At 33.4% G+C, this 13,608-nt stretch carries 12 protein-coding genes; 1 reads left to right on the top strand and 11 read right to left on the bottom strand.

The window, feature by feature from the left end; all coding sequences use genetic code 11:
* Nucleotides 1–3: 3 nt before the first annotated feature.
* From ACFO5O_RS12920 to ACFO5O_RS12875, 10 genes are all read right to left on the bottom strand, one after another.
* On the bottom strand, nucleotides 4–1,908 hold the full coding sequence (locus tag ACFO5O_RS12920) for a tetratricopeptide repeat-containing sensor histidine kinase (protein ID WP_387964432.1): 1,905 nt from the start codon (nucleotides 1,906–1,908) through the stop codon (nucleotides 4–6).
* 257 nt (nucleotides 1,909–2,165) lie between these two features.
* Nucleotides 2,166–2,342, bottom strand: a complete 177-nt coding sequence (locus tag ACFO5O_RS12915; protein ID WP_387964430.1) for a hypothetical protein — start codon at nucleotides 2,340–2,342, stop codon at nucleotides 2,166–2,168.
* A gap of 278 nt (nucleotides 2,343–2,620) precedes the next feature.
* Complete coding sequence (locus tag ACFO5O_RS12910; protein ID WP_387964428.1) at nucleotides 2,621–3,322, bottom strand: response regulator transcription factor; 702 nt, start codon at nucleotides 3,320–3,322, stop codon at nucleotides 2,621–2,623.
* Nucleotides 3,309–4,583, bottom strand: coding sequence for a sensor histidine kinase (locus tag ACFO5O_RS12905; protein WP_387964427.1), 1,275 nt, complete (start codon nucleotides 4,581–4,583; stop codon nucleotides 3,309–3,311). The genes ACFO5O_RS12910 and ACFO5O_RS12905 overlap by 14 nt, the downstream gene beginning before the upstream one ends.
* A 304-nt stretch (nucleotides 4,584–4,887) precedes the next feature.
* Complete coding sequence (locus ACFO5O_RS12900) at nucleotides 4,888–6,045, bottom strand: MFS transporter (protein ID WP_387964425.1); 1,158 nt, start codon at nucleotides 6,043–6,045, stop codon at nucleotides 4,888–4,890.
* A gap of 55 nt (nucleotides 6,046–6,100) precedes the next feature.
* Nucleotides 6,101–6,784, bottom strand: a complete 684-nt coding sequence (locus tag ACFO5O_RS12895) for a sulfotransferase family protein (RefSeq protein WP_387964423.1) — start codon at nucleotides 6,782–6,784, stop codon at nucleotides 6,101–6,103.
* A 24-nt stretch (nucleotides 6,785–6,808) separates the two neighbouring features.
* Entirely contained in the window at nucleotides 6,809–8,473 is a 1,665-nt protein-coding gene (locus ACFO5O_RS12890; RefSeq protein WP_387964421.1) for an aryl-sulfate sulfotransferase, read from the bottom strand.
* A gap of 156 nt (nucleotides 8,474–8,629) precedes the next feature.
* On the bottom strand, nucleotides 8,630–10,183 hold the full coding sequence (locus ACFO5O_RS12885) for a flavin-containing monooxygenase (RefSeq protein ID WP_387964419.1): 1,554 nt from the start codon (nucleotides 10,181–10,183) through the stop codon (nucleotides 8,630–8,632).
* A complete protein-coding gene (locus ACFO5O_RS12880; RefSeq protein ID WP_387964417.1) occupies nucleotides 10,180–10,707 on the bottom strand; it encodes a hypothetical protein in 528 nt (175 codons plus the stop codon). The genes ACFO5O_RS12885 and ACFO5O_RS12880 overlap by 4 nt, the downstream gene beginning before the upstream one ends.
* Nucleotides 10,708–10,736: 29 nt before the next feature.
* A complete protein-coding gene (locus ACFO5O_RS12875) occupies nucleotides 10,737–12,296 on the bottom strand; it encodes an aryl-sulfate sulfotransferase (RefSeq protein ID WP_387964416.1) in 1,560 nt (519 codons plus the stop codon).
* Between the two features lie 264 nt (nucleotides 12,297–12,560).
* On the opposite strand from ACFO5O_RS12875, the gene ACFO5O_RS12870 reads away from it, so the two are divergent.
* A complete protein-coding gene (locus tag ACFO5O_RS12870; RefSeq protein ID WP_387964414.1) occupies nucleotides 12,561–13,193 on the top strand; it encodes an alpha/beta hydrolase in 633 nt (210 codons plus the stop codon).
* A 188-nt stretch (nucleotides 13,194–13,381) separates the two neighbouring features.
* On the opposite strand, the gene ACFO5O_RS12865 is transcribed toward ACFO5O_RS12870, so the two are convergent.
* A complete protein-coding gene (locus tag ACFO5O_RS12865; RefSeq protein ID WP_387964412.1) occupies nucleotides 13,382–13,525 on the bottom strand; it encodes a DUF5679 domain-containing protein in 144 nt (47 codons plus the stop codon).
* Between the last annotated feature and the right edge of the window lie 83 nt (nucleotides 13,526–13,608).

The raw sequence follows: 13,608 nt of genomic DNA, 5'->3' as shown, positions 1-13,608 counted from the left end.
TGCTTAATTTGGTTGGTAAGGAATTTCTATACTTATTTTTGTTCCATTGTTAATTTGAGACTCAAAATTGACGTTCCCATCAAACTCTTTTACTCTTGAATTGATGTTTTTAAGGCCTATTCCTTTCTTACTTCTATTAGGATCGAAGCCTTTACCGTCATCTTCAATGCTCAAGCAAATTACATCTTTTTTTAGTTTAAAACTAATACTTACAAATTGGGCTTCTGCATGCTTATAAATATTTTGAAGCGCCTCTTGTACTATTCTATAAACATTAATTTTTGTTTTATTGGTCAAACTTTCCCAAACAATTCCATCATCTGAATCAAAGGTGTATTTTAATTGATACGCTTGGGTTTGCTTTTGAACAAGTTCTTCAATAATATCCATAAAACCAGAACCTGAAACAAAATCGGTATTTAAATCATGTGATATTTTTCGTATATCTTCCTCAATTATTTTTAATTCTGAAATATAGTTTGACCTTGTTTTAATGGCTTCAGGACCCTCGCTAAAATTAAAACTATCTAAACTCAATCGCGTGCCAAATAAACGGCCTAAAATACCGTCATGCAGCTCTTGAGAGATTCTTCTTTTTTCATTGGTCCGTGCTTCATCAACTTTATCTTGTTGAGAAAGCATGAGGTTATAAATTTCTTCGTTGGCTTGTTGTTGATCTTGTTTAAACTTCAATTCCTTATTTCTTGATCGCTGCGAAATAATGATATAGAGTAGAACTAATGTAAGTAGTAAACCAACCGAAAGCATTAATAGCCATAAGCGTTCTCTTGTTATTCGCTCGTTCTCACGTTCAATCTCGTCTGTTTCAAAAGCAATTCTAGCAAACTTGTTTCTAGCAGATCGTTCTTTAAATAACAAACTATCACTTAATTTTATATGTTCATTAAAGTATTTTTTGGCTTCATCTCCTTCATTGAGTTCAGCAAGTAATAACATAGACTCCAAAAGAATATCGTTATCTGATACGCTTTTTGAAAGTTTATAGGATTTTTTAGCATAATGAACCGCACTATCTGCTTTTCTTAAGCCCTTAAAAAATTTAGCCAAATCAATAGTCACTCCTAGTTTTGCAATTGGATCTTCAAGACTATCACTTAATCTATAAGCTTTTTTGAGTGTTTGCTCTATATAATCGTAATCTTTATGACCAGCTTCAAACTTTGTAAATGCTAAATTGTCCAAAATAAGAGGATAGAATGGAGGATCTATCTCAAATAATCTTTCTTCTATTAAAAGACTTTGATACAATGCTATAGCATCGTCAAAATCACCTGTTTTTCTATATACTGAAGCTTTATTGTGGATTGAAGTTTTTTCGTTATAATAGCCATCATTCATTTTATAGCTAACTTCTAAAGCTTTATTATGGTATTCCAAAGATTTTTCATATTGCTTTAAATCAAGTGAAATAATTCCCAACCTATTATACATAATCCATTGGTTGTCCAAATTAGACTCTGTGGCCGGTAGTTTTTGAAGTAGTTTTAATGCTCCAATAATGTTTTCCTCACTTCCAACATAGTCTTTTTCAATTCTCTGAATACTAGCAATATTTCCTAAAATACTTGCTTGATTTTTTAAACTATTTAATGCTTCATACCAATTGAGGGCTCTATTATAGTAATAATAAGCACTATCATTTTGCTTATAATGATAATAATAATAAGCTAAATTATCATTAGACATTGCTAATGACAACGTATCATTTAATTTCGTTGCGAGCTTTAAATTTTTCCAATTAATTTCTCTGTAAGGCTCAAAATCTCCCAACATTAAATATAAAAATGAAAGATTTCTATTATTTAGGACAGTAGTTGTGTCTATGTTCAAATCAGCCGACAGATCACTTGCTTTTTTAGCAAGTTTAAATCGTTCTTCAAAACTCAAACTCCTGTTTTTGGATAATTGCCTGTAATAAAGGGAGCTGTCTAATTTTGAAAAGCTCTTTGATTGAGTTGTCGCAACATTATGAAAGATGAATAGAAAGAAAAAAAATACTAGGCGCATTAATTACATTTGAATTGAATAGCTGATTCAAATGTATTAAAATAAAAAACTATTTGCTTTAAAAAGAGCAAATAGTTGATATGCGAAAACCTCTCATTATTTAACAAGAGGTTAATTTAAATCTTAAAGTTTATATTTTACTCTTCTCCTGAAGGTAATGCAATTTTATCTTTATTGTGAGCTAATAAATAATAAGTGGTTTCACTTTTTTTGTAAGTATCTGCTTGGTCATTCTTCAAGGTATCACTGCTCTGTCCAGACACGGTCAATAATAATATTGCCAATAATAAAAATGTAATTTTTAGAGTTTTCATGCTATTCTCAATTTAGGATTATACAATAGTTAAACTATATTTAGTTTAGTTAATTAATAATTGTTGGGCATTAAAAAATGCCAATCGAGGGAAGAATGGATTATTAATTATAGAGCACAAAACTGCTCAATATTGTAAATACTGTGAGGGAATGGATTAAAAATTACCTTGATAAGTGATTTTAGGGGCTTATGAAGGACTGCTAATATATGTGAAAAAAACTCAAATAAAGAAAATATATCGATTAAAAGCTATTTTTTATCGATTAAGTGTAATATTTAATCTATTTTAAATATAAAACCTCTATTATGGACGTTCTCAATTTTAATTGATGCGTCTTCATTTAAATACTTTCGCAAATGCGTAATAAACACATTGAGACTTTTTTTATTGAAATAGTCATTCTTTCCCCAAATGTGCGTCAATATATCTTTATGCGTACATAAAGAGTTTTTATGAGTTACCAAATACAGCAAAATCTGACTTTCTCTATTGGTTAAACTTATAACTTTCTCCTTAATACTAAGTGTTTGATTGAGCATATTAAATTCATAATCCCCAATAGTATGGATGTTCTTTACTTTATCATCAGTGATGTCAGAGGGCTCCAACCTTGACAACAAGGACTTTATTCTCACCACCAATTCTTCTTCATCAATGGGCTTTTTCAAATAGTCTACTGCACCAACAGAAAAACCTTTTAAAACATCAACTTTAAGAGATCGGGCTGTTAAGAATATAAAAGGTAATTTGGGATGCAAATTGGTTATGGATTGAGCCAAACTAAAACCATCTATATCGGGCAGCATAACATCTAAAATAGCTAAATCATAGGTGTTCTGCTCTAACAATTTTAAACAATCTACACCATTTTTGGCCCAATACAGTTCAAAATTATTCATCTTTAGATATTCTGAAAGCAAATAGCCCAAAGTTGGATCATCTTCTATGAGAATTATTTTCTTTTTATGTATTGCCATAATATAGTGGAAGGCTTATTGTAACTGTTGTGCCATAATTAGGTTTACTCTCAATAGTCACTTTTCCTTTATGTTTTTTAATTACTTCTTTAACATAACTCAATCCTAAACCATAACCTTTGGTTTTGTGCAGATTTCCTCTTTCTACTCTATAATATTTCTTAAAGATAAGGTCTTTATCACTTTTTTGTATCCCAATACCGTTATCAGTAACAGAAATAATTAAATGCTTATTATACTTATGCGCCTTTAATTGAATTTTGGGTTCTTCAGAATACTTTTTAGCATTGTCCAAAATATTACTGATTGCATTTTCTAAATGACTTGCTTCAGCCTTTATAGCATAGTTATCATCTTTTAATTCGTATGCAAATTGAATATTTTCAAGCGATGCTAAAGCTTCAAAATTTTTGCATAAGCTTAATAAATTTACTTTAAAATCTAATTGTTTTAAATTAAACAAGGATTTTTGAAATTCCAATTTTCCAAGCTCTAACACTTTATCAATATGCATATTTAAACGTTCAACCTGTTGCCTAATCAATTCAATTATAGGCTTCTTTTCTGGTTTAATACCTTCCTCTAAAATTTTAGTCGCAAGTCCAATGGAGAATACTGGCGTTTTAAGTTCATGAGTGAGGTTATTGATAAAAGCATTGGTTGTAGTAATCACCTTATTTTGCCAATATACTGATCGCAACACCCAAATGAAAATGACAATTATAACTATAATTAATAATAAGCTAGGAATTGTTAGTCCATTTAGTTGCGATAAAAAATAAACATTTAAATTTTCGAATTGTAGTTCTAAAATTATGTTTTTATTAACCAAACTAGGTAAATAACCTTCTAATTCAACCGATACTGTTACCAGATCTTTTTTAGACTTTAGTTCTCGATTAGATTTAAGATAATAACTACTATCTCTAGTAAACAATCGATACGAAAAGTCTTTATCTATTCCATGAACAGATAATCTATGCGTAATAAAATCGTTTAGAAAATGTTTAGAAGCATCTTGAATACTGTCCAAACTCAAATCAAAATAAGAATCGTTTTCAGTAATTGCTTGACCAACCAAAAACGACAATTGATTTTCAGTAATCAAGTCTTGTTTAATATCCTGACTTGCTAATCCAATATTTTTGTTGAACTGAACCGTAGCCAAATTAAGCCCAATTTTGAGGTATTGGTATTGCACTACAAACAACCCCAATATGGCAACTATAAAAATGGCTATATATAATCTTCTTTTATTCAAAACAGAGTACTATATTACTAAAAAAACACTTTCTAAATTGATATTAAACATTTATTAATTCAATTAACCTTTTATTAATCTTCTTAACCTCTTGTTGTACTCAACCAAAACAGTTTAAGTTTATTTTAGTCTTGTAATTAATATTTAGCAATGAAAGTAGAGTAGCTTTCTAAAATGAATTTTTAAATCAAACAATATTTTGAACCTTGAGTAAGTTTAAAAATAATTTGTTTTTCTAATAACGACGCCATATAAATTTATATGGCGTCGTTATTTTAATTATTATTTATGGCGTTTTTAAAATTTACTTTCTTTGTTTCAACTGCCAAATAAAGAAAGACAGACTCAACACTATTAAAACTACAGCAATAGTATAAAACAGTTGTGCTTGAGAAATAAACTCTAGTAATGGCAACAATATAATTGGAGATAAAAACTGACCCATAAACCAAAATGTAGTTAACCGACCTATTTCCCTTCCACGAATTTCTATAGGAGCTAATTGCATGACCCAAATATTGGCATTAGGTATCAATACACCCATGCCAAGGCCAACCAATAACATTCCAAGCATTACCATGGCATATGAATTGGACAAGGCAATACATACATAGGCCAATGCCATTAAAAAATAACCAAGGCAAAACACTTGTTGATAGTTAAGTTTATCTTTTATTTTAGAATATGAAAATGCAGAGACGGCTGAAAAAAAAGTACTTGATGCAATAGCAATACCAATCAACGCATTTTTTTCAATACCTATTGCTGACTTTAAATAAAACGGGATTTGTACTGGAATGATGAAAAATATAATCCACATTAGCATGACGTTAATAAAAACAAACCATATAACCTTTGGGGAACTTATCCCTTTTTTCACGGTCTTGGTTTCAGATTGCACCTTTGGTTCCTTCAAATACAAGTAAGTAAATGGTAAGATTAAGATGGAAAAAAAGTAAAGCAAAAACGGAACTCTCCAATGAATGTCTGCCAAAAATCCTCCTAACGTAATAAAAATAATTCCACCTATTGACATTATAGCAATTTGAATACCAGCAAATTTCTGCCTTGCCTGACCTTGGTAATAATCTGCCACCAGGGTAGTTACAATGGTCATCGAAATTCCAACGCAAACACCAAGCAAAGCCCTTCCAACCAATATAAGATAGAGATTATCTAACCAATACCCAGAACTCCCAGCTACAGCATACAAAACCAAAGCTAAACCTAAGAGCTTAAGCCTGCCAAATTTATCTATAATGAGCCCTGCGATAATGGCACTCAAGGCTATAAATAATGCGGGAAAAGACAATACCAACTTAACCAATCCTGCAGCGTTGGAATGCTGTGAAAAGGTTTTAGTCATATCTGGCAGTGAGGCCGATATGGTAATCATAGACATAATGGTAAGGCTACTTACCAATAAAATAGCGGTTTTTACACGCCAACTTTCTGGATTCATAAGGTGTATGTTTTTTTAGAAATGCATCTAGTTTAGGGAAACGTTTTCTACATTTCTAAACCATTTCACCTTTCATGAGTTTAGGAAGCATGGCTTTGAAGTTTTCCTTTTTATTTAAATGTGGTAAGGGTTCGGCTGGCTCATCCACACCTAGAAACTTACATAAGGGTGCCCATCCATCCTTCACTTCATACACTAACAATTTATCAGCAGGAACAGAAGCTTTCACATCAGCAATATGATTTTCCCAAAATTGTTTGGCAAATTCTTTATCACCAAATTTCCCTTCAAGTCTATCGGCAAAAAACACTTTCTTAAACCATTTTATAACTTTTACTACGTTTCTAGCTCTTGCACTTAAGAGTAATTTACTTAACATCTTAATTTTTTCAGCTGGTGTTTGAGGTCCCGCTCTAAAAACTGTACTATCCACACTTTTATACCAACTTTCAAAATCTCTAACGGTTAATATTACTTTGGCGTCAGGATACTTTTTCATGTGTTCTTTATACCATGGGTACCCTGGAAAATCAACAGTTCCATCGTATCCATCATAAAGAGCGTCCCAGTCAGTATCTCCCGTTTCATCTAGTGTTTTCCAATAGTGAAGACGCTCTGGATTCACTAACAATTCTTTCATGTGGTATACATGTTTACAATAACCTAATGTGACAAGAGATACTTTCAATGTATTGGTTCCTGTTCGTGGTAATCCTGCACCTATAATTTTTAATGACATAATTTTATATTTTGATGGTTTTAATTATTTAATGCTATCTGATGATTTTGTTGGCGGCGGCGGCGGCATTTTAAATATAAATGGCTCAGGCTGCGGTGAAATTGGTTTTAAATCTTTACCCGCAAATGCCGGGAAATCAGGCATGAAATGCGTGCTTCTAAATTGGGCATATATAAAAGGCCCAACGGGTTGAGGAACCGAACCATCAGGCAAGGTATAGCCGTTGTTATAGGGATTCCAATATTCCCATACTATTTTCTTTTCCGGGTTCACTTCAAAAAAACGACCTCTCACTCCTTCAGTTATAAGGGTATTCCCATTTTTTAAGCGTTGCGCACCCGAAACAAAGGGAGAGTAAAACGAATATTTGTCTGGTGCAATATATTCCCAATAAGGTTCAGAGGGGCCAAAAGCACCCTCGTTTGAAATCTTATAAGTCCCATCCTGCATTTCAGGCAAGACCCACTCAACCACAGAACTATAATTCCCAAAGTCGCCTACCGCAACGTGCGGGTCAGGTGATTGTGCCTTTCCTAAAGCTGCACCCAATGAAGGCAATTTATTGTCTGGATTATGAATGTTATTGTTAAAAGCCATTAAATGCCCTTCACCAGGGTAACCTTTTGGAATCCATTTAACATCGTGCTGAACAAAAAGTTTTTGATCTTTTTCGGTTCCCCCACCATAATTTTGAGGATTACCCCACCTATAAAGTAAATCACCTGCACTACCTTTAGCCTCTTCAGTTGAAATACTATGGTCTATAATATAAATTTCATTAAACCCTGGACAGCTAAAAGCAATTTGATCCAACTCTGCATTATATGCTACTGCATTTACATGTGTGATATCTGAACGCTGATTATCCACCGTAGCATTGGAAGTCATGATTGCCATGGCTTTCATTTGTTCAATTTGTGCTTCATCCATAAGTGGTCCTGCTTCAGCTTCTGCACTATGGGTATTGATATTAATTTTTCGCGGATGGTCTTTTATAACGCCATAGTTTGCCTTGGTAGAATCAAAATCTTGAACAAGATGGTCCCACATATCCCATTCCCATACTATTTCTCCACCACTTGGTCTAATGGGCTTAATTTCAATAATCTTATCTATCCAAAGTCCTCCTTTTAAAACGCGTTGTGGATCGCGCCCAGCTGCGATGGATTCTTCAGGGGTTCTAGCTTTATAGCAAATTGCAAGTACATTCCCATTGGGCATAACTTCAATATCGTGGTGAAGGAGTTCTTTTCCATTTGCCAATTTATAATCCCAAATCAAATTACCATCCCAATCATATTCACGTATGATTCCTGCTTGCCCTCCAAAAGCGAAGACAGGAAAATTTTCATCTCTTTCAATCCTAAATAGGTGCCCACTATCAAAAAGATAACTGCTCAACATTGTACTCACTTCACCTGGCCATTTGTGAACAATAGTTCCGTCCAAATCCATTAAATAAGTATCTGTACCGAATGAAGGTGAAAACATAACATACCCCGGTGTGGCCATATCAGTCTTTAATATCAAGCCTCTTTTTTCGGTAACCCCAGCTAGAGCTCTGGTATCTTCTGGTTTCCACTGTTTAACTTCGACGACTTCAGTAACCTCTTGTTTAGAGGTATCTGTTTTACATGACCATGTAAAACAGACTAGTAAGGTCAATAAAAAAATAAAGCGAATTTTCATAAAGGTTGGTTTTAGAACATTAATAATTTAGGTTTAATCAATTAAAATTGGGGAAGGCAAACTCTATTTATTTCATTTCATAACTTATTGAAATAAAAAACAATCCACCGAATTTAACCTTTTTTCACTAACTATAAAAATCTTTTTTCTAGCCATTTATCTACCTATTCTATAAACAGATTGGTAAATCACATTTGGGAAAATTGCTTTTACAAAATACTGCAATCGTCCTTTTAATCCTGCCTTGACAATATGATTATAGGTGCTAATGGGTAACTTATAAATGATTTCTTTGGCCAATTTAACTTTCTTTCCTGGCCCCTTCAATCTAAATTGTGTAGCCTGTGTTGGGCCATACATAAGATGCAACCAAAGCTTTGGATTAGTAAAGAAATACTTTACGATAGGGGGCCTACATCCTATAATTTTTGACATATCGTTCATATAATGATGGTAATCCACTAAACTTCTTATTCGATCACAATTGCCTTCAAATTGATCTTTATAATTGACCATGAAGGCTTCAATATTGGTTTTCATGCTTTCTAAATTTGGAAGTTTCATTTCTTTAGAAAATATAAGTGCACAATAACGAGACTGCATTTCCATGATAGGAAATTGACTACCAAATCCAGGTCTTGCCCAGCCTATCCAAGCCAGTCGGTCACCATAATCAAGATGGAACATATGCTTATATAGTTGTCTTGGATCGCAAATTTTTAGGCCTTCTGGCATAAAATCGTTTTGGTTGTGATAACCTGTAGAAAACACAATGGCATCTACATCATTTAAAATATCCCCACTTTTAGAGGTTAATAATTTACCTCCGTTTTCGACCTTTACAATATCATCAACAACCTTACAACCATGATGCGCTATGGCTTTTGGCAATGCCAAAGTTTTAGTACCATATATACCCCAAATACCTTTACTGGCTTTTACTTTATCATTAAGATCTGCCAAAGCATCAAAGACAGGATCCTTCCTGCTGCGCTCAAGCTTTAAAACAAATGGGCTTAATTGCTTGCCATAGTCACGAGGTAAATCCCAAATACCGCGATGAGTTGAAACATCTGCTGCGTGTTCACCACGTTTGCGAGGTACAATCCAACCTGTTGATTCTCTTAAACTTACCCAACACTGTTCAGCCACTTGAGAAATTTCATAAGCAACATCCGAACCAGATTCTCCTCCGCCAACAACCAAAACACGTTTACCCTTAAAACGATCTGCATTTTTATAATCTTTAGAATGACTATAAAACACATCAGTTAACTTGTTATGCCATTCTGGAAACCTCGGTATATTATTATTCCCTGTGGCCAAAATGAGGTTTTTACAAGTGAAGGATTCTCCCGTAGCAATTGTAATCTGCCATGAATGATTGTTATTACTTACTACGGATTTAACTTTTGAATTAAAACGAATATGCTCTACAACATTATAATGTTGGGCGTAACCTTTCCAGTATTCTACTGCTTCTTCTTTAGTCCAAAAATGATGGCTTTTACCTTCTCCAACCCAAAAATCAGAAAACATACTAAAGGTTACCGAAGACGTTAAAAGCAAATTATCATAGCTTTTGGTAAAAACACCACCAAGTTCGGTGGACTGTTCTAAACAAAGCACATCAGTGAATCCCTTTTCAATAAGCTCTTTGGTGGCCACAATGCCTCCTGGTCCTGCCCCAATGACTATACAACTTATCATAATTCGTGGTCTGGTTTTATGAGTTCTATTTTAGCCTCATTAAGTAAAGACATTATTGAGTCTTCCACTTTAGGTATTGGCTTTACTTTGTGTTTATAATTGTTCTTTAATTCTGCTGGAATAATTTCAATAATCTCTGAAAATAAAAAGGAATTGCTAACAGCGCTGTCATTTACCCAAATTTGGGAGACAAATCCTAGGCTTGAATCTTTGGTACTTTTGAAACCTTTTTGTAACCATATTGGAATTTTAACCTGGATTGACCCAATAGGCTCCTTATTAAAATCAATATTAAATTCACACAAGGTTTTACCTAACAGGCTTCCATTTAAAATTTTTTCATATGCTTCTTTGAGATTTTGTCCCTTCACGTTAAAAAATCTCACTATTGCCAAAGTTCTCACTTGACTTGTTTCATCTTCTAATTGAACTATTCTAATGGTTTCATTCTGCTTTAAAATGTTCAGTTTTATTGATCCAAATAATTTCTCTAATGTATGTGTATGCAAATTTTCTTTATTCATTAAACATTTATAGGTAATACGCTACTTATTTATTTGTCCGCTTCTTTCTTTTCTTCTTTTGGAGGCAATTTGAACGGAACAGGTTGTGGATCTAATGGGGTTAGTTCCTTACCTTTTAAACCTGGGTGATCTGCAGGAATAAAGTTAGACCTAAACATAAAATAAGTAAACGGCTTTATCGAAACAGGGTCTCCATTGGGGTGATGTATGTTTCCACGATGTTGATTTAAGTATTCCCAAACAATATCTCCTTCTGGCGTCACTTCAAAAAATCGTCCTTTTGGGCCTTCATTAATAAATGTATTTCCATTTTTCATTCGTTGCGCTCCAGAGACAAAACTTCCAAAAAACGACAGCGTATCTTTGGCTATATATTTCCATTCAGGTTCGGCAGGTGCAAATCGTTTGTTTTCCATAAGTACATAATTACCTTTAGAATCGGTTAATGGTTTAATTTGATAGACTGCAGAATATTCTAAACTATCTTTTCTTCCTTGAATGTGATTGTTAAAAAACGTCAAACTCCCCTCACCTGGATGTCCTTTTTCAATCCAACGTATATCATGTTGCCCAAAGGATTGTTGATGGGTGGAGTCACCTTGGCGGTAATTTTGCGGGTTTCCCCAACGGTATAAAAAATCACCTCCTTTACCCCATCTACCACCAGTATGGCCAGCGGCTTCTTCTGTAGTTGTGCTATGATCAATAATAAATACCTCATTTAAACTTGGCGAACTAAAAGCAATTTGATCTAACTCGGCATTATAATTAATGGCATTGAGATGGTATACATCCGATCCTCTGTTATCAATTGTTGTATTTCTTCTAACCCTGTTCATTTTGCGCAAAACATCAAGACTATCTTGTGTAATGGGTTTTGGCAATTCTTCACCCGCATTAAAGTCTAACAACTCGGGATGTGCAGCAACATCTCCATAATTTTTTTTCTCTTTATCAAAATCTTGAATTAAGTGATCCCAAATTTTCCATTCCCAAACCACCTTGCCATGAATTTTATCCAGAGGTTGGATTTCTACAATTTTAGAAGTCCACAGTCCAGCTTTGGGTGTCATATCCGGTTTTCTTCCAGCTTCTATAACTTCTTCTGCGCTTCTTGCTTCCCAAGCTATGGCCAAAACATTACCATTGGGCATAACCGCTATGTCATGATGGGCGTGCTGTTGCTCATCAGCATACTCAAAATCCCATAACACTTTACTTTCCCAACTTATTTTTTGAAGTCGACCGGCTTCTCCTCCACCTGCAAAAACAGGAAAATCAGGATCTTCAGCTAAAAGCGTAATAGAGCCATCATCATTTAAATAGGGACTATGCGTACTGTAAATTCCTTTCCATTCATGAACCACTTCTCCTTTTCGGTTAATTAGATAAACTGAAGCTGAATTAGTGGGGACAAACATCACATAGCCATCTGCTAAATTATCTGAAGTTTTTGTGAGCCCTCTTGGAATATAGTGCCCAAACATATTTCTGTCTTTCTTGTCAGGCTCTTGAGCTAAAACATAATTAAAACTGAAAAGGAAACAGATTGATATTAAAACGACTTTTAAAAGATTTACATTTTTCATTATTAAAATATTGGTTGGTTACTATTTAATAACAGATAGGTGAATAACAGTAAATCTGGGCAGATTATTATGATAATATAATGCACGATTTTTCGCACCGCCTACTAAAATAAATCTTTTTTCCGATTTATAGAACACTATGATGCAAATAGTTATAATTGAAACTGATTAATTCTAAATTAAATTTGTTTTATCTTTAAAAAGGATACTAAAATTCAAACTATGTTCTGTAGAGTTTTTATACTTATAGTTTCACTAAATGTTATGTCAATTAATTTTCAAGTTAATACAGAGGAAACACTTGACTTTAAATTGGTAAGTTTCTCAACTCAAGACGACGGAATAATTGAAGCTTCATTTTTTGAGGGCAACAAAGATCTTGCAGTGGTATTTGCACACGGCGCTGTTTTTAATAAAGAAAGCTGGTATTTTATGGCTGATCATTTACAGTCTAAAGGAATAGCTTCGCTCTGTATAGATTTCAGGGGTTACGGAAACAGCAAAAAAGGAAATACAACAAACAGGGCTTTTGATATTTTAAGCGCTGTAGATTATCTAAAAAAAGAAGGTTATGATAGCATAGCTCTTGTTGGAGGCAGTATGGGCGGTGCAGCTATTTTAAATGCTCTTGAACTTGAAATGGATATCAGCTTAAAGAAAGTGATTTTACTTGCTCCAGCGGGAGGAAAAGCAATTTCAAGTGAAACCATCGAAAAATTAATCGTAGTATCAGAAGGCGAGGGTTTGTTTAAGAAAGTAAACCAAATTTTTAATGAAAGTAATCCTCCAAAGCAATTAAAAACCTTTAAGGGGTCATTCCATGCGCAACATTTATTTAAATCTGAATATCGCGATGAGCTAATTAAGCTTATTACTGATTTTTTAATTTCCAATTAATCATTTATGCTATTAAAGACTAAAAGAATGAATCATAGGTTTCCATGTATTAAAGTATAAATAAAAAAGCACCATTAAAATAATGGTGCTTTTTTAACTTGTAAAGTATTAATGTCTGAATATTAACGCTTAAATGACGTATCTAATTCTAGACTTTTTTAGATACATAATGTAATCTAAAACTTAAATTATGCCTTACCTAAAATTCTAAACATGCCTGTCCCGCAAGATGGGCATTTTCCTTTCATAGCTTTTCTACCGTTTTTCATAGTAACTTCGGCAGCACCGCTAATTTCTTTTTTAGATTTACATTTTACGCAATATCCTTCCATAATGTTATAAGGTTTTTGTTGTGGTTAAACTATTTCTTTCAAATTTAGGTATTAGCTTTTTTATGTGCAAACTTATTTTTACA

This window comes from Geojedonia litorea (assembly GCF_042654525.1).
GTDB lineage: Bacteria > Bacteroidota > Bacteroidia > Flavobacteriales > Flavobacteriaceae > Geojedonia > Geojedonia litorea.
This window is presented reverse-complemented; position numbering and strand designations above follow the sequence as displayed.